The sequence below is a fragment of the Ureibacillus xyleni genome, assembly GCF_900217795.1.
GTDB classification, from domain to species: domain Bacteria; phylum Bacillota; class Bacilli; order Bacillales_A; family Planococcaceae; genus Ureibacillus; species Ureibacillus xyleni.
Map to the genome: position 1 here is coordinate 1 of NZ_OBMQ01000013.1, position 26,535 is coordinate 26,535.

Sequence of the window (26,535 nt, forward strand, 5' to 3'; positions counted from 1 at the left end):
CATATGTGGGTACTACAAGGGAAAGATGAGGATGGATATATTGAGTTTCATAGTGATGAAGTATTAAAGCTACGTCACGATAGTCCTGATAGCAAACCACTTATCATTCGTGAACGTGATCGCTTTAAAATTATGAAACGAGTTGCTGCACTTTCATCTATTTGGATATCAATGCGTGAAAACAGTGTAAAGGTCGTCAACAAAGAAAAAATATCTGACGAAGACGAATATGATTTCACGACTTTTCATCGGATGTTCGATATTAATAGTGTCAAAGTAGCTTATGACAAAAAAACTGGCGAACCAAAAGGGATTTATGCTCTTAAGATAAAGCCAGCTCCTGTTCTACGTCGTTATTTTGATAGCTCCTTACAAACTTTTGTATCGCTTGATTTGAAGGTTATTAAATACAGCTATCACACGCAAAGAGAGTTAAAAAGGCTAGGACGATATTTAAGCTATCAATGGAAAGTACGTACACTTAGCCGCAACCTAAAACAACCATTTAAAGTAAGAACAATTATTGAAACACTCGACTTTCCTCCTAGCTACAATGGGGTTGTTATACGTGAAAAACTAGAACAGGTATTAGATGAGTTACAAAAGGACGGGATTGTTGCTGAATGGTATTATACGGAACCTATTGACGAATCCAAGGTTGGTAAACGCGACTGGGTGAAGAAATACTGGGGTGAATTAAATCTAATTATTTTACCGCCACAAGAAACAATTGAGGAAAATAAAAAGAAGATTGGTCAAATGGCATTACTTGCTCAAAAGCAGGAAGCACAACAACGTTTTTTAGAGAATAATCATTCTGATGTATCAGATGAAGCTTCTGGAACTTCTAAGTCACAAGTTAAACCAAAAACAAAACAATCCTTATCACCAGAAACCTTAGCTGAAATTATTGATCGTGAAAAATTAAGTATTCGAGGTGCAGCAGCAGAAATTGGGGTATCCCATAGTACCCTATTACGCTATTTAAAAAATGAAATGAAACGCTATAATAAAGCAAGCATGGCTAAAATGACAGCTTGGTACGAATCTTATACTGCGTAAAATCAAAAAAGACAAGGAAAGAATTATGCTATTCATTCCTTGTCTTTTTTCTATATATCTATTTTTAGAATAATATAAATTTCCCTTTTTCTTAATTTATATCTTTATTTTTATTTTGACAGATATTAAACTGGACTAGTATTACCAAAGACTGTACTTTCTGTACATCCACAAGACCTCCCAGGGTAAGACAACTGTCATTCCTCTTTTACTCGCCTAATTACCTACAAAGCTACGCACATCTTTTGGACTTTGACTTGTTGTGGAGCCTTATCCCTTTGTAGAGCCTTGGTATCAGATTTCTGTTCGTCGAGCCGAGATTTTATTCCACGCTTCCTCCGGCCCTTCCCTTACGATAAGTACATTACGCTTCCTTAGTTATTGGCCAATGTGTACCCCCACAGTGGACTTTCACCATCTAGATAGTTACCATGCCTGGTACACACAAAAAAGCATCAAAGAAATGGATCTTTTTACCACAAACCCATTTGATTTTTTAAATTTGGAAGGATTTTTTTATTTTTGCAAAAATAACAAATTAAGAGTTGGTTTATGTATAATTTTTATTATAGGAGGTGAATATATTGTGTAGAGTATAAAATGTTTGAAAATTTATATTCTGGGCAATATAATTAATGACAACCATAATTTATTTAGAAGATAACGGAGAACGTCAGGTTTTAAAACAAATAGCAGATATCGCACGTTTGGGAATAAGCGGTGATCAAGATGCTAAAGAGTTAGCTAAGTACATACGCCAAGGGCTTCAACTATTAGGTAAGTTCGGAGTACCTTCTGATAAACGGCTTATGATGGTAAGTGAAGAGGTAGACGGGGATAAAAGAACATTTCATCTTTTAAAAGAGCTTAAACATATTCCATATCCTTTATTTGAGTTCCGCATTAACAGAACTACGCCAGGAGCTTTTAGAGCGATATTTTTTGAATATAAATATGAAGAGGAGCAACTTCTTATTTTCGCTAAATCTGTATTGAAACAGGGAGATCCTAACCCTCCTGAACTCCAACAAGCAATTAAAGAGAGTTTAGCCTTATACGAAAGATTCCATGAAAATCCCGAATTATATTTAGGAGAGGATGATTAATATGAAAAAATTCAATAAACAACACGAAGAGTTGATGGCGTTGTTAGACGAGGTTCCTGGTGTGAAGGAACATATGGCGAGCTTTGAAGTTAATATGGGGGAAGCAATACTTAAAAGGAGATTAGAGGCAGGTCTAACTCAAGCACAAGTTGTAGCGATTGTTAATTCAGAAGGAGAAAAGATAACACAAGCTACAATATCTAAAGTAGAATGTGGAGACAAAACTATTGGCTCAGACACATATAATAAAATTTTTAATGCTCTTGGCGGTATTAAGGATATTAATATAGAATTTGGTGAATTACCCAAGAGTAGCAAAAAAATTATTGAATATGAATACGCCTGATTAAAGATCGAAGAGACCAGGGCCGATTAAAATGTACCCTATAGAGTAGACACTTTGTAAAAAGGACTACTCTGTAGGGTGTTTTTTTGTATACTTAAATTAATAGAAAAATGGGATTGGGGAATTAAAATGACTAAAAAGTATTTTACAGAAAAAGAAATGAATAATCTCATGGTTAATCCTAATGTAAAGTCTGAAGTAAAAAAGTAATTACCTATACAGACGAAATTAAGAGATTATTTATTTCAGAGAGTGAAAATGGAAAACTCCCTAGTCATATTTTTGAGGAAAATGGTTTTGATATCGTGTAATAGGTAAATACAGAATACGCTAGTTTTTCTTAAAAAATAATTCCATTTTTAGAAATTTAGAATATAATACTTTTCTAAACTTCCCCTTCCTTCTCATATTCAAATCCTAACGAAAAAAGGACGTTTCGTTCATCTAACTCCATTTCTGCTCTTTCCTTTGGTGTTATTCGCCATTTAGCACTATGCTTTTGATTACCTCGTACCTTTTTGTAATTTGACTTTGCTCGGAAGTATGCAAATATCCCATAGAATACAATCATTGCAAGCAGAACAACAGTTAAAAGCACCATATCTTGTACAGGAACAAATTCGGATTGCCATGTTGACTTCATTAACCCTGAGAAAAATAAAATAAAGTGAGTCCCTACAACGAATAGCATGACCATTTCTTTTTTCTGATTGTTTTCATCTATTCGTGTATGTATCACAAATAAACTCGCTGCTAGTAAAATCATTAGGAATGACACAAAAGCCGGTGGAACAAACCATCCGATGACACTACTAATTAAAAAGCCATATCCAGTCGCAAAACAAACATCATACAAAACTTGCCGTATTAACTGATTCTTCGTTAGTTCATTCATGAAGACTCTCCTTTACTAAAGCTCTTTTATTGTGTGCCTGTTGCATGACATCTAAAATCGAACTTGGACTGATTCGAATATGGGTAATAAAGTTCTTTTTAATCGTTAGAAATTGCTCTTGCAACTTCATAGAGGTACCAACTAACATGTTCACGCCATAGCGACGTGTATCGGCTTCACTATACGTTTGAATAGCACGTATTTTTTTCAGATCTAAATCAATTAAATTTACATAGAAATAGTGTTGCCCATCGTATTCAACAATTGTTTTAAATAGAGGATGCTCTGGTACGGTTGCTCGTGTCGTATCCGTCAATCCGTCCGCTAATCGCTCCCCGTCTTTCCGAACACTCCACTCACTTTGGATGATTTTAAATCCTTTTTCCTTCGCTAAGTGTTCTAATAAGGCTTGCTCCCATGCAGAAAACGAATCAAAGGTTTTCACAAGCTCTTGCCCTAATTTAAACGGCAACACTTTTAACGCATAACCTGTATAAAGGAAATCACGAGTGGTTGTTTTCGTCATGGCTATTTCCATAAAACTTTCTAACCCTTTTTTCCCCTTCCCGAATACAACATAATTTTTTATGGTGCCTGCACGTTCCATTATTTCACTTTGAATTTTGCCAATGGTTTGTGTGACAGGTGCTTCACTTAGTACATACATGCCGTAACTTTCCTTATTTCCATCTGTTAAAGCTCCTTGAATTTGTGTACGACTTCCTAAATTAAAAACTTTCTTTGTTGCTCGACTATCAAGAACCTGCCATGAATCATTGGCACTCATTAAAATATCATTTGCACTAAGCACATAATAGCGAAGTTGTTCACTTAAATAATTATCAGCAAAACTTTCATCTACAAAGTGACCGTTATGATGAAGTGCACCGATTCCACGCATTGTAATCGCATGGAAAGAATGTCCTTTCTTCTTACCTCTTGAACCTGTTTGAGTAGCAGAACGAATTAATGAAGCCTTTCTTAACTGGGTTAATACTTTGTTCAAATATGCTACAGAATTTGAGCTGTGACGGTGCATCAATTGCTCAGTTGTCAGTACACGAAATTTACAAAGGTCTAGCATTATACTAATTTTTTTATCTGATAACTGTTTAAAAATCGTTTGTTGCAATAAGGAACTCCCCTTTCCAATCTGGTTTGTTTCTCTCTCGGCTCTGTCTGATTATCCCTATCCTCGTTCTAAACTCCGCTTAGCAAAGTAAATGATTAAAGTATCAATAAAGCTTGATATATCGGTATTTCTCCGTCATTTTATAAGGTTGAAAAAATAGGTTAAAATTGCTTTTGTAATTTAGGTAGGATTTTAACCCTGTATCTTAACCTAAAAAAACTTACTTTCTTCAAGTAGTTGAAAGCGTTCTTCCTCTAAAATTCGTGGATTAATCAACTTGTATGAGGAAAGGGCTGGCACATCTAATGGCACGAAGCCATGTGCTAAAAAGTCAATAAAATAAGCCTCTGGAACAACATAGCAAGTAATGCGATCCAACTCGCTTTTCTGACCAATACACATCAAAGAAAGCTCTTTATAACTATCATCTATAATAATTTGAAGGGATTTAATGCCATCTACTACATATTTGTAATCGTAATTATCTAAATCTGATGCTTGAAACGATGAAAAACCGTGTACAATAATGCAAATTGCTTTCTCAAAACGATAGTAATCTTGTGAAGTATCTAGCTGTTTATGTGTTTCATTGATGAACCATTCACGGTAATTTGAAATTTTTGGTGACTTTGCGGTGCGAAGTTGCCCATCACGAAGCGATTTTGCCCGTATTTTTAAATATTTGTTCTCAAATCCTTCATAATGAAACTGATAAAATGGTACACTTTCATGATTTTTCGATGAATATGTACATAAGGCAGTCATTTCGTTTCCCCCTATCACTTTTATAAAATGTAAACATGGCTTAACCATTGATATATACTGCTTTTCTAGGTCCTATTTTTTTAAGAATGTTTACAAAATCCAGCTGTATACATTTCATACAGCTTTCCATTAAAATTTTGTAAACATTTCTCCTTAAAAAGTCCGTCTAAACATTGATGTACCAACTGTTTACACTTTTTAATTAATTAAATCTTGTATGTATTTCATTGGGTCTAGTGCAACACCATTTACACGTGTTTCTAAATGTAAATGTGGACCTGTTGAACCTCCTGTATTTCCAACGTAGCCAATCACTTGACCAAGCTTTACCTGAGTACCGACTTTAATTCCTTGCTTATTCATATGAGCATAAATCGTTTCTAAGCCATTTCCATGATTGATACGGACATACCAACCCCAACCACCTTCCGAGCCATCTTTATTTAAGATGAGATTATATTCTGATCTCGTTACAACCCCATCTGCTAAAGCTACAATCGGTTGACCAGAAATATTTGCAGCAGCTATATCTATCCCTGCATGTAATCTGCCCCACCGTTGTCCATAAGAAGAAGTTATATTTTTCGTAAATGGAACTGGCCAAGCTTTTCCGTTAAGTACAGTAGTGGCTACATTCCCATCTACCGACGACCAACCATCTGTATAGGTTAAAAAGCGTTCATAGACTTCCGTTACATAAATATCTGAATGGTTATAAGCAAATAAAGCCGCTTGAATCTTATCTACCTCTGTTGTGCCTTTATAATTAGCTGACAGGTAATTGGCTGCTGAATGAATCGCATCTTCGTCATTCCAAGGGTCGGCTACACCATCACTATTAGCATCAACACCGTATCCGCCATACTTCATAATTTCAGAAGGTGACTTCAAAATGTTTTTGGGTATTTCCCCATTCCCAAGTCCACTACAGGTAGGATAGGACCAACCTAGAAAAGTACAATCCATAAATTGAAGTGAACCAATTGCGCCAGCTGAGGAAACTGCTACATTTTGAGAAAAATTCGTTTCTTGCCGATGCACTGCTGCAAGAATAAGCCAATTAATACCGTACTTTTCACCTGCCTCTTGATAATAAGGAATAAAATCAGCAGGGATTTCATTTTCAGCTAGTAATGACATATTGGTTGAAAAAGAACTATTTTCAAATTCGTTTTCTTCATTTCCTCCAGCAATAATGGCAATCGTCAGAATCGTCATCAGAATAGCGATGATGAGAAGTGAAGGAACAATTGCAATCGATAATGAACCAAACACAATAACTTTTTTCATGTTACTTTACCTTTGCTTGCTGTAAATCAACTACTTTAAATTCATTTACAGCCCTTTGTACTTTCATGTAATACACGTATTTTTGCTCTTCAAAAAAAGAACCATCATTGCCATATACCTCTCCTGTAATATGAGCTTCAAATACTATGTAATCTTTCACTTGATCATAAGTTTCTTTGACTTCAAGTTTTTTTAAATGCGCTTTAAATGCACTATTCGTGGCACGACCCGTTCTTCCAAGTAAATAACGATACAATTCAGGAGACGTAACTGATTCAACTCTTTTGACATGAGCTGTCATGTCATCTCCATTAAAAGCGTAATACTCACTTGCAAAAGTTTGTGCCACTTGTTCCGCCTGTGCGACCTCTTCTTCTGAGTAAAAGTCAGTAGCTGAATACGTGCGTTCATTTTCAGGGGCTTCTTCTAAGTGTCGGATATTCTGCTCAACTTCACTGTCTGATAAAGAATCATACGTGTGCATATGCTCTTGCTCTTCACTTTTTTTAGCCCCTTTAGAAAGTGCTTCTTCTTTAGAAAAAGTAAAGCTACTTTCTTGCTTAACCGCTTCTTGTGAATCTTGCTCTTTTTCAATATTTTTTCCTGTATAGTACATAGCAACAAAAAGCATGACAGCGAGAGCTATCATGCCATTTGTTACGATTTTTCTTTTGTTCATATCATTTCTCCTACTATCTAAAATGAATGGTAAGCTAAATCGCTAATTATCTAATTCTAACTGTAAGATAAAAGTTGATGGCACTGCCTACTGTTAAGGCATATCTGTTTTAATTTCCACAACGGGAGATGACTTATTCTCTGTAATCGTTTGTACCTCTTGAAGAACGTATTGATCCATTGTTAATGTAGATGAACGAGCATTTATTGAAGATTGACTAAAACCATTTAAATAATCATCATATTTATGGAGAATATCCTTTAAATGTTTCTTTGTTACTTTCACTTCAAGAACGCCTCGCTGTTCATCAAACCTTGAAGAATTTCGAACCAATTGCTCTACTTTTTCAATTGTTTTCATTTCTATATGTTCTTTCTTCAAGTAACCTGAATTATCGTTTAATGTCGATTCAAATCTCTCAGAAATCTGTTTATATTGAACTCGTTCAACAACATATTCTTTGAATGAACGAGGTATTTGACCACTCGTCATACTTTCATTAGCTTCTAAACGGTACTCATGTAAATATTTCTCTACCTCAGTTGAACCCATGTTGTTATAATGTCGATTATTTAATTCTTGATAAAGGTCTTCAGTTTGAGAAGCTCCTATTTCGTTCTTTAATAATTGTTTTGCATGGATACGGTCCATCTGCTCTGCACGACTTCCTAATGTAGCTACTTGATTATTGTGATTTACTAGATTACTAGAAGTTTCTGCATTACGTTTCCTCGCAATGCCATTCGCAATATATTCATTTATACTTTCGTCATTCGTATTGCCAGCCTCATAATCTTCAATAAAATTAGCTTTTGCCTCATCGATTTCATCCACTGACACATTAGAAAGTCCTTTTGAATGAAGAGATTGAGCTAATGCCTGTGACTCTATATCTGATAACTGATTAGCGTTAGCAAATTCTTGAATACTCGCTTGTGAAAGTTTATCTAGCTTTTTGGCAGACTGTTTATTAGAAAGTAATTTATATCCTGCAGCTGCTGTTGCTAATTTCATACCGGTTTCCCCTAGACCTGCATCTCCTGTCGCTAATTTACCGACATCTTTTCCTACATTTGCTGCAAATAATGTTGGAGCTAATGCACCACCTGTTGCTATCGCAGCTACAGTACCAGCAGTAACAGCAGTTCCCATTTGAATCGCCTTTTTCGTTGGATTAATAAAGGCTCCGTTTATTTGCTCTCGCATTAAACCAAGTTGAGTTGAACCTTTAGTGAAAATCCCACCAATCCGTTTTCGTAGTAAGAACATGGCCATCATTAAAATTGTTTGTAATACGATGGATAACACTAATCCTTTCGAGCCCCCACCTGCAAGCGCACTGAGGCTATAAATCACTTCTGTTAAGCCGAAAATCAATAAAGCTCCGATGCTCACAATCGATTTCAAGACTAGCGGTAAGGCAAGTTCAAATAAATAGCGTTTTAACACACCGAATTGCCCTGGTAACGCTGACCAAAGTAACGCAAATGGTGCAACCATCGCTATAATTAAAAACCAGAATTGGAATAGTAATAATGATAAAGCTAGTAAATACACAGGTATAGAAGAAATGGCGTTTCCAAGTACCATGACCCCTGCATAGTTATATCGCTTCCAAATTGACTCGTAGGTGAAAGTATCATTTCCTAGTTCAACCACTTCTTCCTTCACAACTAAACTTCTTTTCTCTGCATCTAGTTGTGGATCAAGTTCTAATAACTTTTTAATACGTTCTTGCTCAATGCCAGTCGTTTGTCCATATTGCAATAACAAATAAGGTTTATGTACAAAAGTGTTAAACAAATTATCATACATTTTTTCCTGCACGCTGATTGACTGGACGTTCCCTGACTCATCAATTAGCATGTCCCCTGCACTACCCGAGATAATAAAGGTAGAGAACTCATTTGAAATCGTATGTGCTCCCTTTAAAAACGTGGAATAATTTGCAAAAAATCCTAAAGCAACCGTAAATGCAACTACTGATTTTAATAATCCACTAAAAGCTTTAATCGATGCTCTATTAACAACGAACTGATAAAGGGTATATAAAGCAACACAAAGAGCTATTAACCCACTGAATGCCCCAAATAATCCGCTTGCACTAAATGTTCCACCAGAAAGACCTGTCATATTAACAACTGTGCTCGACATACTATCGATCAGCTCATTGATGATATTCACGTCATAGGAGAAATCTAATATGCTAATCATTAGATTTGTCATAAATAGATTGAAAGAGAAGGATAGTTCTAGAATTTTAAAAAATACGAAGTAAATAGCTGACATTACACCTTCACCAATATTCGAAACATTAAATACGGAACCAAAAAATCCTTTATCTTTTTCTAGTTCTTTATCAGTAATGATGTCGATTTGGTAGTGAACACCTTCCTCTTTATACTCCCCATACTCAGCTTCAAACATTTCATCTTCTGCAAAGGCTTCAGGGGTTGGATAAGTTAAAAAGCTAAGTAATAGTAACAGCATGCAACTCGTAATTTTCAAAAGGACTTTCATTTATCACCACTCCTTTTGAATCAGTTCATCTGCTAAGTCTTTTACTTGTTGATTGGCTTCTAAATATTCCATTTTGCTTTGTTCTTTTGAAACCAAAACTTCTGCAAAACTTGGGTAATCTTTGATGATTCTACTTAACCCTCCACCCGTTAGTTTGTCACTCTCTACATATGGCTCATAGTAGGGCGATTCATGGTCAGCACTTCCTAAATAACGGATTTCCCATTTACCTTTCACCAGCTCACTAACATAATCATCAACAAAGGTTATCCCTGTTAAAGCATGTGTAAATTCGAACTCATACAATATGATGCCGTTATCCTCGAAAAGTGTAAAACGTGTTATTTCGTATGCATTGTCTTCAAAATTAGCTTGTAGTACTTGCTTTGCTACCATAGGATTCGTTGAATACTGTGATATCAGGTATTCAATACTAGCCTTGTCTGTTTCTATTAAAGCCTTATCTTGCTCACTTACAAGTTCGTACATTGTCTCAAATTGCCTTGTTTCACTTGCCATAATAAAGTCCAACATACGACCATCTAATTCGGCGTAATTCGTTTTCACTTCTTCTATAACTTCCTCAGAATTATTTGCCGTGGAATCTCCGTTACAAGCACCTAACAATAAACTAAAGCCCAGAGTTGCTGCTATTAATGGTTTTTTCATTGTATTTTCCCCCTATACAACTGCCCGATTGTTTTCTCTAACTGTTGGTGCACCGTATTTTTTATTCCGTTCACGCTCTCGCTCTGCTTCACTGGAAGTAGAGCTATCAAAAGCACTATATAAGTCAGGGAATACTGGATCGACCTTAATCACAGCGGAACGACCATAAATATCTTGGAAAATACAATTACCTCGGCTCAACTCTCGAATACGGTCTACATTTGCTTTTGTTTGCGGTAGATTTAAAAATTCAAGCATTTCAAGGGCTTCATCTCTTGTACGCAGACCAAATGAAAACTTCATCCCCATGTTGGCAACATCTTCTTTATGGTCAGTCGCATTTTGTGAGCCTTTTAAAAGTGTTGTATTGTAGTAACGTCCTTTGCGCACAATAAAGTCCATTAATTTACGGCCTGTGGCATTCCGATCAATTGAGCTTGCTTCATCTTGCAGTACGATTTTATGGATACTTCGGTCTTGTTTGAACATGTATTGCTTTGTAAATGCTGTTATAGATATTAAAATTGCTTCTGAAATCTTTTCTTTAGGTAGTAGCTTTGTAGTTCTGTTTGCATTAATATCTGGTAGCTCAAGATTTTCTACCATAAGAATCTGAATAGGTTTATTAATCTCCAACACCTTGTATTTTTGATGACGTTGACCGACTAAAAGTTTGGCTAAATGCACCTTTTGGAAAGAAGCTAACCCTTCACTTAATTGCTCTAATGCTTTATATCGTTGCTCTGAAATCTGTTCAATATTAGCGGTTTTAAATTCCTTATCGATACGTTCAATAACTGCACCTAAACATGGGTCTTCTTCACTTGCTACGAACTCAACAGCACTGCTTAAAATCGCATATCGAAAGTCATCAATATCTACATTTGATAAGAAGGATAAAATATCAATGGCAATTGTCTTTGCTTCATCAATACTTGGACTGGTACGAAACGGATCTAAACTGCCTGCATCCTCTTCCTCGCTACCGAGTGTCCATTTTGAAATGAATTCTTCAGGAATGAGTGGCAAGCTTTTCCACCCTTTTCTGTCACCTTTTGGATCAATTACAAGTGCTCTAGATCCTGTTAGTACCGATAAATACATATATAAGTTCATATAAAAGGACTTTCCTTTACCTGTTGCACCCGCAACAAGGGCTGAAATGGAATCCTCTAAGTTGCCAATCCCTTCATACGCTTTAGCAGCCAAATCAGGTTGAATAAATACAGGTTTATTTAAATTGTGGGTATAGCCAATAAAGAAACCTCGATTATCCCCGATATTCGAACTTGCTCCGAACATCATGCCTGCTAAAACACCTGAATCCATTTCAATTTGATAGTCATTGGTAAATTGCTTAGAACCAAGTATTTTCTCCATCATCAACGTAAGCTGTTCCCCATACGGAGCAACTGCTTGAATTCCATAGTTCATTAAAAGTTGTTTCAACTCACTTGAACGAACATCTAAATCTTTTATATTTTCAGCTGTTACTTTAAACACAATGGAACAAGCATATGCAGGTTGACCAGACTTTTGGAAATATGCCTCTGCTTGAATTGTGCCAGCTTCCGATTGGTTCAAGGCTAAATCTGTGCTAGAATCAGCTTTCATTGCTTCTTCCTTCTGATCTCGGTACTCCAAGCGTTTATTGGATAAGCGTTTCACAATACGATCATTAGACTGATGATACGCACGAACACTCGTTGAAATTGGAAATGAAAGACGTGTCTGCAAGGTATAAAGCCATTCAAAATTCGGAAAGTAATTAACAGATTCCATTGAATGCACAACTAAATAGCGTATATATAAATGTTTCTCTTCATCATTGACCATCCGACTAAATTTCAAAGTCGTTGGTCCATATTCCTCAATATTAGTTTCACGAAGCTCTAAAAAGCTCTTTCGATGTGGACGATAACCCACTTGAATGTCGCCTTCTTCTGTTATCGCCTCTACACGTTCTGCAGCTTTAAAATCTTGTCGATACATCACGTCAGCATTGTTCTGCATAACCGAAAACTCTTTTTCTAAAAGATAAATCGTTTCTTCTGTTGATACAGGTTCTACTCGACAACGGAATGCTATTCGAAGGGATTCAAGCAACGTATCTGATTGCATTTGCCACATCTGAATTTCAGATTCCAATACGTCTGTTGCATGTAAACCCATTGCTCGACGCGTTTGTTGGGTAATACCATTAATAAATTCACGAATGGACTGGATAGCATTTAGCCCTACATTCGTTTCCTTAAACCGCTTTTTTTCGGCATTTAATTGAACACCAAAATATTGATGATAGTCACTTGCCTCTGTATTGGCTCGTTGCATTGCCAACGCTTCACGCAATGCCTCCATATACATGAGACCATACTCTTTTAACTCGTAATCTTTTGCCTTCATATCGTCCATTGTTGATTCAATAATTTTTTCAATGTCTGTTGGGAATGGCTCAGAAACATAATGTAAATCGTATTTATTGTTATAAAGCATGGCTCTTTGTGCATTGAATGGACCAAATTTGTCATCTTCAGATAAAAAGTCATAGTTAAAACCAGCTACTTTGAAATAAGCTGTTACCGTACCGTCAATTGCAAATACTAGGTTATTATCTACATGACGAACGGGAAAATTTAGTACTGACACCTTTTCTACCTCCTTCAGTCATTCCTTATCACTATTAGAAAAAGGAGAATACCTTCAACATCATTTAAAGGTATTCTATTTATAGAAAATAATATTTATATCAATTTCCCTTTTTCTATAAAAATAAATATCTATTTATCCCATTATATTTTTTTCTTCTACTATTTTTTCTTTTGGCGCGCGAGCTTTTTTTGTCTAATTTGAATAGCTTTCACACGCTGTTTTTCCTTAACAGATTGTGTTGTTGTAACAACGCTATATCCTTTAAATTGATGTGTACTAGGCTTTGGTAGCTCTCGATCTCGGATATAAGTTACTCCCTTTTGCTTCCTCCTGGCGTAACTTATAAGGGACCGAAAGAATGCCACCGAGGAACGTCCCTCCGTCTGTACGTCTGCTAAAAGATAAGCGAGTCCAATAGGGATAGCGATAAGTATCACGAAAGGAAATACATGCAATACTTTGCCAATAATCGGTGTAAAGTAAATTGCCATTTCTATGATGAAAATAACAAGGAAATAGCCGACTGCTTTAAAAGCAATTGGTCTACCGAGTGGAACACCAAATACTTGATAAATCTTCTTTTCAAATTTGAGATAATCATTTAATACATGCAGTGCTACATGATTATCTTGTTGCTCTTGCATGGTCATCACTCACTTTCATCAACCACCAATGTTCGTTAAATCCCCAAGCCATTCAGCTATATCTGTAATCACATTGGGGTTTGCGATGAAAATTCCAATAATTCCAAACCCTATAATTAAGCCAACTAATTGAATCCAAGCTCGTTTGAATCCTAAAACTAATGCCCCGATAATGACACCAATAAATAAAATATACATTGCTTGTTCTTTGATCCAATCAAACAATCCTGATAAATCCATTTTAAATTCTCCTTTTAAAGCTCGAATGAACGAAAATTATTGTTCAGACTTTGCTGATACAGGTGTAGCAGCGGCTTTTGCATCTGCTTCCTCAATCGCTTGAGTTTCAATTAAAAGCTCTTTTGAAATTTCCTCTGCTGTTTTCGATTTAATTTCTTTTCCTGTTAAATCATCCATTGCTTTCACAATGTACTTATCATTACTTTTCGTCATGGTTAATTGATAATTTGACTTTGTACTAATCTCTGTCTTTGGATCAACTAACGTCACTTCAACAAAAGCAATATAGGTGTCGTTGTCTTCGTCTTTAAAAACTTCAACCTGATTTAACTCTTTAATGGAAAACGTGCCGTTTAATCCTTCGATTGAGCCACTTTTACTTAATAAGTAATTTAGTTGTTCTCTTTCACCATCCGCATACGTTTTAAAGAACGTTTCTATAAAAGAATTCAAGGTAGTAGTTTCCTCAGAAGATACCGATTTCAAGCGTTTATTTGATACAGACTTAATTGTTGTATGTTCTTCAAAATGCGTATATTTTGGCAACTCATAAACACCAAATGTCTTACCATCATAAGCAACAGGAACAACAAAGTACTTTTCACTTACTTGTTCTTGTTCTCCCTTCGTTAGCTTTGACTTAACATAAAATGTAATCTGTCCAACCTCTTCATCGAGTGCTTGCACATCTCGAACCTCTGAATTAACATAGGAAGAGCTCCATATTAAACCATCTACAACAAGCCCTGCATTACTATCTAATCCTGTTGCTAAATACCTTTTCAGCTCGTTTTGACGAGCAACAATACCTTCATCCGTAGCACTCCATGTGAAATATGCTTCTACGAAATTTTGTGCAAACACAACCGCCTCTTGTGAAGTAACCTTGTTTATTTCAACTTTTTCTACCTCCTCGGCATTACTCGTTGCATTTGCCACAACGAGTAAGCCTACAAATAGAAACATCCCGATAAATAGAGTCCAAAATGTATAAACTCCCATTCGTTTTGCTCGGTAGCCCTTTGGCGTAAAATCATTTAGCTTTTTATTTTTACGCTCTAACTTCTTTTGCTCGGCTTTCTCCTTTTCGTCATCAGACAATCGTTTCAAGCCTTTAAAAAGAACTTTTGTCTTACTTTCTTTCGCCACAGCCCTTAACACCTCGCTTACTTATTTAATTGTGCTACTAGCGAATAAAATGCCGATACCAACTATGAAAATAACCGTAGTTAATACGCCATACTTTACTTTGCTTGATTCATAGAATGAGCCTACAACTTCCTTGAATTCATTCCATATTGGTTGCAATGTTGGGAATTGATCTAATAAGACACTTCCTACTACTGTAATTACTAAAATCATGGCGACAATCGTTAATATATTTTTAAACACACATTACAACTCCTGTTCTATTTAATTAGCGTGAAAGCCATCCTCTTGCACATAGCTCTCCTCTTGCCAGATATTTAATTTCTTATTTTTTGCTACTTCTTGGGCTTCGTAAAATGTTTCAACATACTTTGTATTGGGAGGATTAACATAAGCCACCCTCGCAAATCCTTCTGCAACAAGTTGGAGATTAATATTTAGTTCATCAACCCATATATGTGCGAGCAGGCGACCATTCCCATCGTATTGTTTCTCACCAACTTCTACTTCCACAACGGTGTCCTTAATCATAAGTTCTTTTGCTCGTTGACTAGCTTCTAAGGCGAAAGGTTGTACGGGTACACCTTCCTTAACAGATTCAGGCGTATCAATTAATAGCATGTGCACCGTTTCAATCCGTTCACCACTAAACTGTAATTTAACGGTATCGCCATCAATCACGCTTAGAACGACCGCTTTCTCTTTCTCAATTTCTTCACTGGAAGGATCGAGTAGAGGGGCTGTGTCGGTAGATTCAGAAGAGGGGGGAGTCTCTATAAGACTTTCATTAGTTAAATCAATTTCCGTTTCCTCTTGAACAAGCTGTTCTTCTTCATTTTTAGAATCATTTATAGGTGTTACGGGTGTGCTGCTACGAAAAATAAAAGTTATTAGTAGGATTATTCCAAGTAAAATGTATCGGAGCTTCTCTAAAATGGTTTTTAAGTTAATTGTTATCTGCATTTACTTCACCAATTATCATCGCCCATCTCAAAAAGGGAGAGCCCTTCTTTTAGACTTTGAGCGAAAGTCTCTGGGTCAAATACATCCGACTGAGCATGTGAAGGACTATTACTATCCTTCACTTCTGCTATTTGTGGGGAAAGTTGCTTAATAAGTTCCATCATTTCGTCTAGCTTCGAATCATTGGATTGTTGGATTTTTGTAAATTGATGTTGCACCTGATCAACTGCAAAACCAATTTTTAAAAGTCGTTTTAAATGTGCATTGCGATATTGCTGCTCAAAATGAGCGAGATATTCGATTATTTCGCTATCTTCCTCTGTTAAGCGAACAGAATACACTTCGTCACCGTTTTCATAATCAGCTTGTACCTTAGCTAAACCAATATGAAGGAGCTTCTTAATTACGATATTTTGTTTCTTTACATCTATTCGATCTAAGTAATTACGTAAATCCTCATCTTTACGATTAATCCGAATGGAATACACTGCTTTTACCGTCAAATCAATTCACCTCACAAGCTACTGCCCTAAGCGTTCGCCCATCAACATTTTTCCTAGTCGGTAATAACCGATTGCATTGGCAAATTGACCATCAACAATACCTCGGTAATCATTCGTAAAATAAGGTTTAAAGGTACTACCCCCTCCACCAAGTAAGAAGATTTCATCGAATGTATCTGCTTCTTCCTTCCATAGTTTAGAAATCCGATCTTCGATGGCATTTACTACGGAACGATGGGCTTTTTCAACATCAGTAGTAAAATCTACTGCTTTCCCTCGATATTTCATTTCTTTTGTGTTGAGAATGCGTTCTACTTTGCTTTCACTTAAATTAGAGCCACCTGTCTTATCCTTGTAAGCTGTTTTAATGTTGTCGTGTAAATTTACAACTCCAATGTCAATCGTGTCACATAAAGCAAGAAGTGGTCTAAAGCCTCCCCCTTTTTTCATTTCAACTACACACACATCAGTTGTACGGAAACCAACGTCAATCACCGCAATTTGATTGCCCTCAACCATTAGTTCAGGAAGTACTACACGACCATCTGCATTAATCAATGTTGCCCAAATTGCAGATAATGCTTGTGGAAATATTTTTGCTGCTTTAATCGAAATCACGCATTGTCCAGCTTGTGAATGTCCCCCTAACCACTGAATCATAGGTAAAGGCTCTTTTAGCTTTGCTTCAAAATCCTTAACCTGTGACTTGTAATAATCGAGTGGCAACCCTGTAAATAAAACTACTTCCGTTTCACTTGGACTTGTCACCAATTGGATGGCCGTATTAAGAAGAATCATGGTATATTCATGGTGAAAGCGTACTCGTTCAAACACACGAGAAGAATCGGTAGAATTACGCTGTGCCATTTCCCCAACATAGTAATGCTTATTGTTTATTTTGATATGTAGTTCATCTAGCTTAAAATCCTGGCTTAGTGAGTCATCTGTTAGCCCTAAACTTGTTCCCTCTCTCCCAGAACCAACGACAGCTGGGAAAATTACTCGGTTTCCGTTTGAACTAATTGCTTTTACAAAGCCATAGCCAATATCAACTGATACATACTCCATCTATAAATCCCCAATCTTTACGGCAACTGAATGCCTTCTCTCTCTAAATTTGTTTTCATTTCCTTCCGACTATCAGCGAGTTGCCTTTCCAATACGAGACATTGCTGTTCAAAGTCAATTGGATAACATCTATCACAATCTACTAATAACTCTGAAAAGTAACGATTTATCGTCTGTAATTCTTCAATGGAAATACAAAGATTTGCCATAAGCTTTTCTAAAATAGCGATTAAATGCTCTTTCTCTGAAATAAGTTCCTCGTAGTAAAAGTGCATCCTCATAGCATAAATTTGCTGTTGATTCACTTGCATGGGATACCCTCAATAAACTTATTGGTCATTCCATCTACTCCATCCTTTTTAAACTGCTTTTAAAATTAATTATGTAAAATCCATTTTTAACGATATATCGTTAATTTTATTCATTTAATAACTCGTTTTAAAATCATTTTAGATTTTTCAAACGAGTCTTTAACGATTATTCGTTAATTCAAACTAAAAAATTTTATCCAAAGCAATCACTTTGGAACAGCACACATTAAAGAATACTGTATAAACATTCGTCGAGAATGTAAACATTTCTCTGTAAAAGATAATAACGGAGTAAGTGGGAAAAGTCAACGATATATCGTTATTCAAAAGAGAAATGTTGATATATCAATGATTTTCAAAAACTTTAAAAGTAAAAACAATTATTTTTCTCGTAAACATTTTGCAATAAAAAGAATAGAAATGATTACAGAAAATTAGAAAAGAATACTAAACTATATAAAAATTAATTGTATAAATAACTCTTAACATAAAAAATAGCTAGCCGACATTACGACTAGCCTCAATACCATTTTCCAAAAAGGGAATATTCTATTTATATATTTTTCTCTTTTTCTATAATTCTAAATTACTTACATAACCTTTAAAATCAAAGTCTGCAAATGTGAGTCCTAATCCTTTAAACAAGTAAAATAAATCTTCGATTCCCGGATTAAGTGTCAAGTTATTTTCAATAGCACAATATACTTCTAGTTCAACTTGTGCATTTTTACAAAGCTCTTCAATGGTGAATCCCATATCAAGACGTTTCATCTTAATAAAATCTCCTAGCTTTATCACTTCAGTCTTGGTTTTAATAATCATTTCATTCCTACCTTTTACAACTTTGCTCGATTGCAGTTAAAGTCACTATTTCAATCAAACTGAGTTGATCCTTAAAATAGGGCACATAGGCGACTACTTTGCATTATGATTCTGTAATCAGCAGTTAGATTTTCTCCAAAAGCATATGTTGGAAGTTTACATTGATTTTATTAATTAAAACAACATTATTTCAATATAATTTACGTTCAAATTTTTCCAATAGTCATTGAGACCTAACAATACTAAAAATGTATGTAACATACACCTTTAAAACGCTTCGAAATTAAGATTTTAACAATAAAATAAACTCGTTAATACGATAATATTCTACTTTATAAAAATCTTTGTATGACAAATATTTTCAGGCAATTACGATTGTTACAAAGGGGGACTTTTGTTTTATTTTTATTAAAAATCATATTTTTTTAACAAAAAATAAGCCTACAAAACATTTGCAGACTTATCTAAAAATTTAATATTTAAAAAGAAAATACATCCGCTGCTGCAAATAAATCTGTAGCACTTACTACCTTATCTGCAAAAGCTGCGACAACTTGCTTTCTTACAGAATTGCCGATTACAACTGCTGTACATTCAAATCCTTTCTTTTCTTTAATTCGTTGATATTCTTGAAGCATTGTTTCAGAAACACGGCTTTCACCGTCTGTTATAAATAGAATATCAGCTTGTTTAAAGCGATCCTTTTCAATCAATTGGATAGCAGCATATAATGGCTCCTCAAAGACTGTACCGCCTCCCATAAACTGCGAGCAGACATCGACTAATTGAGGAACAGATACTCTCCCTTTTGGAAAAACTTCAATATTACCAACTGTGCTAGAAAACGGAATGACCGCAAAATCTCGTCTCTGATTACGAGCAATGCCCATTAAGGCGATTAAAAATGCTTTACTTTGTGTATCGAGCTTTCGCATAGAGCCACTTTCATCAATACAACAAATAATTGGTCCTCGTCCTAACTTAGACTTTCCTCTTTTGTCAAACATCAATGATTGCCCTTCACCAAAGCGTTTCATAAAATCAAATTTTGCTTGTGGTAAAAGATAATTTGCAAGTTCGCTAGGTAATAAGCGTTCTACTTCATTACCAATTGTCACGCCTTTACGAGCAATGGACTGCTTATGAAGGGATTTATGCTTATCCTTTGCAATTTGCTTAAAACGTCCTGCTAATTCAGCAATCTCACGCATTTTAGGATTGGACTGGAAAAGCTCAGCTAAGAGAAATTGTTCACGAATTGGTAGGCGACTATAATCGGCATTACCACTCCCTGCAAGATCTCCTACAAATTGATTGATATTTTCCCTCGTATCGGTGGTTTGTTGACAAGCACCCTGTATCATTTGCTGAAGTTCATCATTTGAAAGTGCTTTAACTGCTTGCACTATCTCCTGTTGAAGCTGTTTCTCGGCTTGCTGTGCATTTTCTAAACGCTTGCCTGCCCGTTTTAACAGTCCCTCCATCTCTTTCTTTAATTCTTCATTTAAAGCAGGATTCGCTAATTGTTGAGCAGCCTTTTCAATATCCTGTGTGGCACGCTTTTCACGTTGCTTAATATTGTTAAACTGCTTTGACTGCTCTTGTAACTCCTGATTATTATTCACCCAATTCAAAAGCTCTTTCGACATATTAATAGAAGTAACAGTTGAAAGTAAATCATCTAGTTTTGTCATTTCATGTTGTCGCTGATAATCTTCATCTGCTAATAGCTTTTCCATGAGTGCATGATTCACTGCTAATTCTTCCTGTACTTCTTTCAATTGTGGTGCTGATTTGTAAAATCCACTCCATACATCCCCAACCAAATTCGTAAAATGCGGTGTCTTCGCATTTGCATGGCAAACATTTCGTAAGCCACTCGCCATTTTATATAATTCATTAAAGCGACGTACATCGAATTTATCAGCATTTACGGTCGCAAGCTCTTGTGTGTGTACTAAATCCTTTTGTTTTAATTCCATTGTGCTTTCCTCCTGATAGTAAAAAAGCCAAAAGCACCACTTAAAAGCGCTTTTGACTTCAATTTTTTGATTGATTTTAAAAACCGATAACGGCAGATGTGAGTTTTAATAGCTCTTGTTGCATGCGATTACGCAAATCAACAAGCTCTAAACGGGCTGGGTGCTTAGCTTGGAAGTCTTGCACTTGCCCCGATAACGTCTTTCCTTTTAATAATAGCTCGCTAATTTGGTCTTGTGAGTGTTCACCATTTAATGCTTGATTCGATAATTGAAGGATTTCATTAAACTCATCATTCATGCGTTCAATAAATGTCATGACAACATCTTGGGAATGCTCTTTAACAATCTCTTTTGTTTTCGTCTTTTGATCTGTCGTTTCCCACAAGGTATTGGAGAGAATTTGAAGATCTGATGGTGACACATCTTGACGACCCTGCAAATAAGCCTTTGCTTGTAATAACGACAAGGACTGTTTAAAGCGACGATCACTTGGGCGAATCCCTTCATCGACTAATGCTTGACGAATTTGTGCAAGCAAATCATAAATAGCATCTGAAATATTCACTTGATCTACAGCTTGCTGATGTTGTTTTAATTCCCCTAGATTCATCGTTGGCACTTGAGGTTTTGTGTGGGACTTCATCATTTGAATGAAGCTCGAATTCTCTTTAATGTAATCTACTTCATATCGTAGAAGGAAACGGTCAAATAAAGCCTCTAATCCTTCTCCTTCTTCGATATATTCATTCGATGAACCGACAATCGTCATTAAAGGCGATTGAATCGGCACTCCATTGTTGTAATATAATCGCTCATTAATCAATGTTAAAAGCGAATTTAAAATCGCTGAATTGGCTTTAAAGATTTCATCGATAAACGCAAAGTGACTCAGTGGCAACATTCCTTCCACATTACGTACATATCGCCCTTGCTCTAAATCTTTTAGAGAAAGAACACCAAATAATTCCTCGGGCGTTGAATACGGTGTTAAAAGTTGTTGGAAGTACGTTGAGCCTGTCACGATTTGCCCCAGCATTGAAGATAGAGCTGATTTACCTGTACCAGCTGGACCAATGAATAAAACGTGTTGACGAGCAAGTACAGCTGTCAATAATGCCTCCACTTCATGATTACGGTCAAAAAATGTAGCGTTTAAGCTATCTTGGATTTGTTTAAATTGTATGTTCATTTGAAGAACTCCTTCTTAATGATTTACAGTAGAGTATTTACTGGCTTTCTGATGATGTTTTTATTTACTTTTAAGGCTTGCAAGTTTGTCGATAATACCAACGACATTTAAACGTAAATCATTTACTTTGCTATCAAGCACTTCTGTTTGAAGGTCTAAAATCGCTTTGTACTCGTTATACGTTTGAGCAATTTTCTTTGCATTTGCCATCGCCTCTTTTAATGCCGCTTTCGTCACACCTGGCTTTGACACAATCGTTTCGCAAGTATATATCGCTTTCTTCATATCTTCAGCAATTTGACGATTTACCATCTCATGGGAAGATTTGATATTAAACAGTGGAATACACGTTGCAGTACTGTCAGCTAAGTCATTAATGAGTGAAGCTAAATTCATTAGCTGCCCATCATATGTACAAGGCACAAAGTAAACCCCACCACTTGCTCGCACACTTGTGGTTGCCATCGTATCAAGGACTTTGCCGACAAATTGACGAATGTTTTGCGAATCGTACAATTCTTTATACTGCTCATAGCGTTCCTTTGCTTCTTCAGCTAAATGTTTTGCTAGAAGGTCTGTAGAAGTGCTTTCATAGGTGACGGTGTTATTTGATTTATTCAGAAGAATTTTCACTACTTCCGTATCATAGGCTAACTTCTTCCCAGCTCGATCCACCCGTTCAATGACTACATTACGCTGAATAAGCTGAGTATCCGTTGTGACCTCTCGAGTTAAATAATTCAAATACACATTGCCTTCAAATGTTGGCACCTTCGTACGCTTTAGCTCTTGTGTGGCTCTACGAAAAGCGTCTGACGGTCTGATTGGGTTTGGTAAATGGACTGTGTCGACTTGAGAAACTATCATTTTCTGTTCTAATTCCTCACGTGTAATTTTCACGTTTTGAATCGAATACCAGAAAAGATGCCCGACATTTCCCTGTCCTTCTATTTTTGCAACAAACTGTCCGTTTGTTAATTGATTTCGTACATGCACGTTGATCACTCTCCTAAAGTTGTTTTAAATGCAAAAAAGTCAATTTAGCTACTACGCCAAATCGACTTCTTGATATATATGAACATGCAAAAGCACGGACACATCGGGTATTTAGTTAAAAATTAACATACTTAAATAAGCATATGAGATTTTCGTGAAATTTCTTCACAGCTGCAATACTCCTAAAGAGATTTTAAATGCAGGAAACAAAAGGGATCTTATGCAATCGTTATTCAAAATTGTTACCTCTAACAAGTGCCGATTGCCATTGCAAAAGTGGGATAATGATGTGGTTTTGCAAAGAGTAAAGTAAAATACTATTCAATTTTAACGATAAATCGTTAAAATTGCAATTTAAATTACTTATCTTCTACCTTCAATAAAAAAACGTGCTATTTTTAATTATAATAGAAAAAAATAAATTTCCCTTTATAGAATTATAGAAAAAATACCTCAAATATGTTGGTTTTGATTAACGAATGGATCTGCATTTTACGATATATATAAAGAATCCATTTTAAAAAAAGATTGATTAAAATAGATTCTTTATAGCAGATTTAGGATTGGTTTTTATAAGAAATATTGTTCATTTTCTACCTAGGTTGCTTTACAATTGCGTCCTTTAACAGAAGACTCGGTTTCAAGATAATAATAATGTCCTTTCACTATTTCTCCTCCCTATTTGAATAACAGAAGAGCTTCTATCAGCTAGATTAATCTAAGTATATTCCTCGACAATTTACCCATTTCCATAAAAAACAGGCATGCCTCTTTTCCTTGCATCCCTGTTCGATTATTCTTTATTTACTTTTTTCTAACACATCTATAAGGATTTTTTCAATACTTTCAGCTATAGACACTAATTCAGCATCATTAATTAGGCTAATCATTGCAGTTGGTTTAGGAAGGCCGATTTTCGTTTTCCCTTCGTCTTCATACACGGTGATTTTACAAGGTAAGAAATAACCTACTAATGGATTATGCTCCAGTACACGTGCTGCTTCTACCGGATTACATACTTCAAGAATTCGGTAAGGCTTTCGATAACTGTCGACACCTTTTTTCTGCAAGGTTTCTGTCAAGTTCAGTTGCCAAAGAACCCCAAATTTATTTATCTTTAGATTTTGTTCAATGGATTCAATCGCTTCTTCAATTGTTTTATTTGTGTGAACCGTATAATGAAAATCCATAAAATCCTCCTAGTATTTTTCTCCTTTAAGAAGTAGTCATGTACAGATACCTAAAAAATATAAGCATTTATTTTTTATAAGATATCTATCCATATTTTGATTGCTGTCCCTAAAATTAAAACCGCTAATATCCACTTCAAAACAGATGTGTTTAATTTTTTACCAGCTTTCGCTCCTAATGGAGAGGCGATAATACTTGCAAAAATCATAATAATAGCTGGTAAATAATCTACTTGTCCTGTTGATAATTTACCAATTGTACTTCCAATAGATGAAATAAACGTAATGGCTAAGCTAGTGGCAATCGTCATACGTGTTGGAATATTTAATACTACGAGCATGATTGGTACAAGTAGAAACCCACCTGCGGCTCCAACAATCCCTGAACCAACACCGACGATAAGAGATAAAATTGTAGCAAGCAGTTTATTGAATTTAACCTGATCTAAAGGGATATCGTCAATTTGTTTTTTCGGTATAAACATCATCAATCCAGCAATTAATGCTAATACACCGTATACAATGTTGACAGCCTGTTCAGATAAATTCGATGATCCGAAACTTCCGATTATACTACCTATTAAAACAGCACTACCCATATATATAATGAGGGATTTGTTTAAATAGCCCCCTTTTCTATATGCCCACACACCGGCAAGAGAAGCGAAAAATACTTGTACTGCACTAATGCCGGATACTTCATGGGCAGTAAATGCTGCAAAACCTAATAATGGAGGGATATATAAAAGCATTGGATATTTAATAATCGATCCACCAATTCCAACCATCCCTGAGATAAAGGATCCAACAAATCCAATTGCAAAAATGGTAATAATCCATGCTATATCCATTTTCATTCCTTCTTTCTAGAAGAGGCGACATACGCTCGTATGCCACCTCTAATTAAATTGTTCAAGTTATCCTTTTTTAATAAAGAACTTAATTACATCTGCTTCTGTTGATTGATCTAAAATTTGATGTCCACCTGATGTAGCCCATGCCGGAATATCTGATAATGCGCCTTTATCTGTTACTTGCACTTCTAAAACTTGACCTGATTGTAGTGCATCCATTGCCTTTTTTGTTCGTACAATTGGCATCGGACACGCTAATCCTTTTGCATCTAACACTTGCGTTACTTCCATATCTATTGTCTCCTTTTATTTCCTATTTCATGTACTTTATTAACGCACTGCACAACGGTTTGGACCGATTTCCATCTCTGTTTGTTCCTCGTTGTCAGGTGTGATTTTCCCCATATTCACTTGACGAATTTGTTGATATGCATTTGGTTGTGGTGGTAAGTTATCTGTTACTGTACGACGGAATTCTTCTTCACTTTCAATGTTTAAACCGTGATTCTCCGCAAATAAATTGCCTAAACGTTTCGCTACAGTTCCATCTTCGTTTAACTCTTCAATAATCATAAAGTGAGCAGGTAACACAATTAAATCTTCTGCTAATTCACGATAACGACGATATAATGTTTCACGAAGATCACCTACCCAGTCCTCTGCAAGACCTGCTAAATCCGGACGACCGATTGAATCGATGAATAAAATATCTCCTGTTAATAAATACTTGTTATCAACGACGAATGATGTTGAACCAATCGTGTGACCAGGTGAGTATAGTGCGCCTACTTCAATTTGAGAGGCACCTACTTTCACTGTTAAACCATCTTCAAGAGGTGTGTAATCGAATACGACTTCTTCTGCATCTTTTGGTGGTAAGTAATACGTAGCTCCTGTTGCTTCTGCGATATGACGACCACCTGAGATGTGATCGGCATGTAAGTGCGTATCAAATACATGTTTAATTTCAACATTTTTTTCTTTCGCAAAGTTTGTGAATACTTCTGTGAATCGAACAGCATCGATAATCGCTGCTTCTCCTTCAGAAATCACCATGTAAGAAAGACAGCCTTTACCTAGACGAACAAATTGGTACAGTTCGCCACCACCCGTTAAATCGCCCACTTTAATTGGTTCAAGGTACGAACTCCAAGATTTCATACCACCTTCAAGGTAGAACACATCGCGACCAGCTTCTGCCACCATCTCCGCCACCATAACCGAAGAACCTTCTTTTGCACATACAACTAATACATCTTTATCTGTCGGAAGTTTTGGAATGATTTCCTCTACACCATCTAGTAAATCGAAATAAGGAATATTTAAATACTCAAAGTTGTGTCCTTCAATTTTCCAATCGTCATAAGCATCCGTATTACGTACATCTAAAATAAATAATGGTTGTTTTTCAATTAGTTTACGAGCTACTTGCGCTGCTGTCATTTTAATAATTGTCATATAAAATTACCCCCATAGGTATTATTTTTTAGTTTTTTAAGTGGAAGAGCTTT

26 protein-coding genes and 2 pseudogenes are annotated in these 26,535 nt (G+C 35.8%); 4 read left to right on the forward strand and 24 right to left on the reverse strand.

From position 1 onward, the window contains the following. The 4 genes and pseudogenes from CRO00_RS20205 to CRO00_RS20645 all read left to right on the forward strand — a co-directional run. Positions 1 to 1,062 (forward strand): annotated as a pseudogene (locus CRO00_RS20205) (helix-turn-helix domain-containing protein); the annotation flags it as partial. Between the two features lie 635 nt (positions 1,063 to 1,697). Then, positions 1,698 to 2,168 carry a hypothetical protein gene (locus CRO00_RS15735; RefSeq protein ID WP_097074623.1) on the forward strand — a complete coding sequence of 157 codons (471 nt, stop codon included), beginning with the start codon at positions 1,698 to 1,700 and terminating at the stop codon, positions 2,166 to 2,168. Between the two features lies 1 nt (position 2,169). Then, on the forward strand, positions 2,170 to 2,514 hold the full coding sequence (locus CRO00_RS15740) for a helix-turn-helix domain-containing protein (protein ID WP_097074624.1): 345 nt from the start codon (positions 2,170 to 2,172) through the stop codon (positions 2,512 to 2,514). A 129-nt stretch (positions 2,515 to 2,643) separates the two neighbouring features. Further along, a pseudogene (locus tag CRO00_RS20645) lies at positions 2,644 to 2,819 on the forward strand (HTH domain-containing protein); the annotation flags it as partial. Positions 2,820 to 2,899: 80 nt separating this feature from the next. Here CRO00_RS20645 and CRO00_RS15745 read toward each other — a convergent pair. The 24 genes from CRO00_RS15745 to CRO00_RS15860 form a co-directional block, all read right to left on the reverse strand. Further along, positions 2,900 to 3,409 carry a hypothetical protein gene (locus tag CRO00_RS15745; protein WP_097074625.1) on the reverse strand — a complete coding sequence of 170 codons (510 nt, stop codon included), beginning with the start codon at positions 3,407 to 3,409 and terminating at the stop codon, positions 2,900 to 2,902. Beyond that, positions 3,402 to 4,541 carry a helix-turn-helix domain-containing protein gene (locus tag CRO00_RS15750; RefSeq protein ID WP_097074626.1) on the reverse strand — a complete coding sequence of 380 codons (1,140 nt, stop codon included), beginning with the start codon at positions 4,539 to 4,541 and terminating at the stop codon, positions 3,402 to 3,404. Before CRO00_RS15750 ends, CRO00_RS15745 begins: the two co-directional genes overlap by 8 nt. Before the next feature lie 210 nt (positions 4,542 to 4,751). Next, positions 4,752 to 5,306: a hypothetical protein gene (locus CRO00_RS15755; protein WP_097074627.1), complete on the reverse strand. Its 555-nt coding sequence runs from the start codon at positions 5,304 to 5,306 to the stop codon at positions 4,752 to 4,754. Positions 5,307 to 5,504: 198 nt separating this feature from the next. Continuing rightward, the gene (locus CRO00_RS15760; RefSeq protein ID WP_097074628.1) at positions 5,505 to 6,596 is read right to left on the reverse strand and encodes a peptidoglycan DD-metalloendopeptidase family protein; all 1,092 of its coding nucleotides are present in this window, start codon (positions 6,594 to 6,596) and stop codon (positions 5,505 to 5,507) included. A 1-nt stretch (position 6,597) separates the two neighbouring features. Beyond that, positions 6,598 to 7,275, reverse strand: a complete 678-nt coding sequence (locus CRO00_RS15765; protein ID WP_097074629.1) for a hypothetical protein — start codon at positions 7,273 to 7,275, stop codon at positions 6,598 to 6,600. A gap of 93 nt (positions 7,276 to 7,368) precedes the next feature. Beyond that, on the reverse strand, positions 7,369 to 9,795 hold the full coding sequence (locus tag CRO00_RS15770; protein ID WP_097074630.1) for a CD3337/EF1877 family mobilome membrane protein: 2,427 nt from the start codon (positions 9,793 to 9,795) through the stop codon (positions 7,369 to 7,371). Between the two features lie 3 nt (positions 9,796 to 9,798). Next, positions 9,799 to 10,464: a hypothetical protein gene (locus CRO00_RS15775; RefSeq protein ID WP_097074631.1), complete on the reverse strand. Its 666-nt coding sequence runs from the start codon at positions 10,462 to 10,464 to the stop codon at positions 9,799 to 9,801. A 12-nt stretch (positions 10,465 to 10,476) separates the two neighbouring features. Beyond that, a complete protein-coding gene (locus CRO00_RS15780; protein WP_097074632.1) occupies positions 10,477 to 13,110 on the reverse strand; it encodes an ATP-binding protein in 2,634 nt (877 codons plus the stop codon). Between the two features lie 161 nt (positions 13,111 to 13,271). Beyond that, positions 13,272 to 13,757, reverse strand: coding sequence for a TcpE family conjugal transfer membrane protein (locus tag CRO00_RS15785; RefSeq protein ID WP_161946709.1), 486 nt, complete (start codon positions 13,755 to 13,757; stop codon positions 13,272 to 13,274). Between the two features lie 18 nt (positions 13,758 to 13,775). Continuing rightward, entirely contained in the window at positions 13,776 to 13,997 is a 222-nt protein-coding gene (locus tag CRO00_RS15790; RefSeq protein ID WP_097074634.1) for a hypothetical protein, read from the reverse strand. 36 nt (positions 13,998 to 14,033) lie between these two features. Beyond that, positions 14,034 to 15,146, reverse strand: coding sequence for a conjugal transfer protein (locus CRO00_RS15795; RefSeq protein ID WP_097074635.1), 1,113 nt, complete (start codon positions 15,144 to 15,146; stop codon positions 14,034 to 14,036). A 21-nt stretch (positions 15,147 to 15,167) separates the two neighbouring features. After that, positions 15,168 to 15,389: a hypothetical protein gene (locus tag CRO00_RS15800; protein ID WP_097074636.1), complete on the reverse strand. Its 222-nt coding sequence runs from the start codon at positions 15,387 to 15,389 to the stop codon at positions 15,168 to 15,170. A gap of 21 nt (positions 15,390 to 15,410) precedes the next feature. Further along, complete coding sequence (locus tag CRO00_RS15805; protein ID WP_097074637.1) at positions 15,411 to 16,109, reverse strand: thermonuclease family protein; 699 nt, start codon at positions 16,107 to 16,109, stop codon at positions 15,411 to 15,413. Positions 16,110 to 16,114: 5 nt separating this feature from the next. After that, complete coding sequence (locus tag CRO00_RS15810; RefSeq protein WP_097074638.1) at positions 16,115 to 16,612, reverse strand: hypothetical protein; 498 nt, start codon at positions 16,610 to 16,612, stop codon at positions 16,115 to 16,117. Between the two features lie 18 nt (positions 16,613 to 16,630). Beyond that, the gene (locus tag CRO00_RS15815) at positions 16,631 to 17,680 is read right to left on the reverse strand and encodes a ParM/StbA family protein (RefSeq protein ID WP_097074639.1); all 1,050 of its coding nucleotides are present in this window, start codon (positions 17,678 to 17,680) and stop codon (positions 16,631 to 16,633) included. Between the two features lie 17 nt (positions 17,681 to 17,697). Further along, complete coding sequence (locus CRO00_RS15820) at positions 17,698 to 17,991, reverse strand: hypothetical protein (protein ID WP_097074640.1); 294 nt, start codon at positions 17,989 to 17,991, stop codon at positions 17,698 to 17,700. A gap of 573 nt (positions 17,992 to 18,564) precedes the next feature. Beyond that, a complete protein-coding gene (locus CRO00_RS15825) occupies positions 18,565 to 18,762 on the reverse strand; it encodes a helix-turn-helix domain-containing protein (protein WP_141396976.1) in 198 nt (65 codons plus the stop codon). Positions 18,763 to 19,292: 530 nt separating this feature from the next. Beyond that, the gene (locus CRO00_RS15830; RefSeq protein WP_097074642.1) at positions 19,293 to 20,795 is read right to left on the reverse strand and encodes a vWA domain-containing protein; all 1,503 of its coding nucleotides are present in this window, start codon (positions 20,793 to 20,795) and stop codon (positions 19,293 to 19,295) included. A gap of 76 nt (positions 20,796 to 20,871) precedes the next feature. Then, positions 20,872 to 21,984: an AAA family ATPase gene (locus CRO00_RS15835; protein WP_097074643.1), complete on the reverse strand. Its 1,113-nt coding sequence runs from the start codon at positions 21,982 to 21,984 to the stop codon at positions 20,872 to 20,874. A gap of 60 nt (positions 21,985 to 22,044) precedes the next feature. Further along, the gene (locus CRO00_RS15840) at positions 22,045 to 22,980 is read right to left on the reverse strand and encodes a DUF6744 family protein (protein WP_097074644.1); all 936 of its coding nucleotides are present in this window, start codon (positions 22,978 to 22,980) and stop codon (positions 22,045 to 22,047) included. Positions 22,981 to 23,780: 800 nt separating this feature from the next. Further along, the gene (locus CRO00_RS15845; protein WP_097074645.1) at positions 23,781 to 24,170 is read right to left on the reverse strand and encodes a DUF302 domain-containing protein; all 390 of its coding nucleotides are present in this window, start codon (positions 24,168 to 24,170) and stop codon (positions 23,781 to 23,783) included. A gap of 74 nt (positions 24,171 to 24,244) precedes the next feature. Next, on the reverse strand, positions 24,245 to 25,021 hold the full coding sequence (locus CRO00_RS15850; protein ID WP_097074646.1) for a sulfite exporter TauE/SafE family protein: 777 nt from the start codon (positions 25,019 to 25,021) through the stop codon (positions 24,245 to 24,247). 66 nt (positions 25,022 to 25,087) lie between these two features. Next, positions 25,088 to 25,315, reverse strand: coding sequence for a sulfurtransferase TusA family protein (locus tag CRO00_RS15855; RefSeq protein ID WP_097074647.1), 228 nt, complete (start codon positions 25,313 to 25,315; stop codon positions 25,088 to 25,090). A 39-nt stretch (positions 25,316 to 25,354) separates the two neighbouring features. Further along, a complete protein-coding gene (locus CRO00_RS15860; RefSeq protein WP_097074648.1) occupies positions 25,355 to 26,482 on the reverse strand; it encodes an MBL fold metallo-hydrolase in 1,128 nt (375 codons plus the stop codon). Positions 26,483 to 26,535: the final 53 nt, after the last annotated feature.

What these genes read in the sequence shown, in the direction of transcription:
- CRO00_RS15735 (WP_097074623.1), top strand. Translation starts at nt 1,698, where the DNA reads ATGACAACCATAATTTATTTAGAAGATAACGGAGAACGTCAGGTTTTA.
- CRO00_RS15740 (WP_097074624.1), top strand. Translation starts at nt 2,170, where the DNA reads ATGAAAAAATTCAATAAACAACACGAAGAGTTGATGGCGTTGTTAGAC.
- CRO00_RS15745 (WP_097074625.1), bottom strand. Translation starts at nt 3,409, where the DNA reads ATGAATGAACTAACGAAGAATCAGTTAATACGGCAAGTTTTGTATGAT.
- CRO00_RS15755 (WP_097074627.1), bottom strand. Translation starts at nt 5,306, where the DNA reads ATGACTGCCTTATGTACATATTCATCGAAAAATCATGAAAGTGTACCA.
- CRO00_RS15760 (WP_097074628.1), bottom strand. Translation starts at nt 6,596, where the DNA reads ATGAAAAAAGTTATTGTGTTTGGTTCATTATCGATTGCAATTGTTCCT.
- CRO00_RS15765 (WP_097074629.1), bottom strand. Translation starts at nt 7,275, where the DNA reads ATGAACAAAAGAAAAATCGTAACAAATGGCATGATAGCTCTCGCTGTC.
- CRO00_RS15770 (WP_097074630.1), bottom strand. Translation starts at nt 9,795, where the DNA reads ATGAAAGTCCTTTTGAAAATTACGAGTTGCATGCTGTTACTATTACTT.
- CRO00_RS15775 (WP_097074631.1), bottom strand. Translation starts at nt 10,464, where the DNA reads ATGAAAAAACCATTAATAGCAGCAACTCTGGGCTTTAGTTTATTGTTA.
- CRO00_RS15785 (WP_161946709.1), bottom strand. Translation starts at nt 13,757, where the DNA reads ATGCAAGAGCAACAAGATAATCATGTAGCACTGCATGTATTAAATGAT.
- CRO00_RS15790 (WP_097074634.1), bottom strand. Translation starts at nt 13,997, where the DNA reads ATGGATTTATCAGGATTGTTTGATTGGATCAAAGAACAAGCAATGTAT.
- CRO00_RS15805 (WP_097074637.1), bottom strand. Translation starts at nt 16,109, where the DNA reads ATGCAGATAACAATTAACTTAAAAACCATTTTAGAGAAGCTCCGATAC.
- CRO00_RS15815 (WP_097074639.1), bottom strand. Translation starts at nt 17,680, where the DNA reads ATGGAGTATGTATCAGTTGATATTGGCTATGGCTTTGTAAAAGCAATT.
- CRO00_RS15820 (WP_097074640.1), bottom strand. Translation starts at nt 17,991, where the DNA reads ATGCAAGTGAATCAACAGCAAATTTATGCTATGAGGATGCACTTTTAC.
- CRO00_RS15825 (WP_141396976.1), bottom strand. Translation starts at nt 18,762, where the DNA reads ATGAAACGTCTTGATATGGGATTCACCATTGAAGAGCTTTGTAAAAAT.
- CRO00_RS15830 (WP_097074642.1), bottom strand. Translation starts at nt 20,795, where the DNA reads ATGGAATTAAAACAAAAGGATTTAGTACACACACAAGAGCTTGCGACC.
- CRO00_RS15835 (WP_097074643.1), bottom strand. Translation starts at nt 21,984, where the DNA reads ATGAACATACAATTTAAACAAATCCAAGATAGCTTAAACGCTACATTT.
- CRO00_RS15845 (WP_097074645.1), bottom strand. Translation starts at nt 24,170, where the DNA reads ATGGATTTTCATTATACGGTTCACACAAATAAAACAATTGAAGAAGCG.
- CRO00_RS15850 (WP_097074646.1), bottom strand. Translation starts at nt 25,021, where the DNA reads ATGGATATAGCATGGATTATTACCATTTTTGCAATTGGATTTGTTGGA.
- CRO00_RS15855 (WP_097074647.1), bottom strand. Translation starts at nt 25,315, where the DNA reads ATGGAAGTAACGCAAGTGTTAGATGCAAAAGGATTAGCGTGTCCGATG.
- CRO00_RS15860 (WP_097074648.1), bottom strand. Translation starts at nt 26,482, where the DNA reads ATGACAATTATTAAAATGACAGCAGCGCAAGTAGCTCGTAAACTAATT.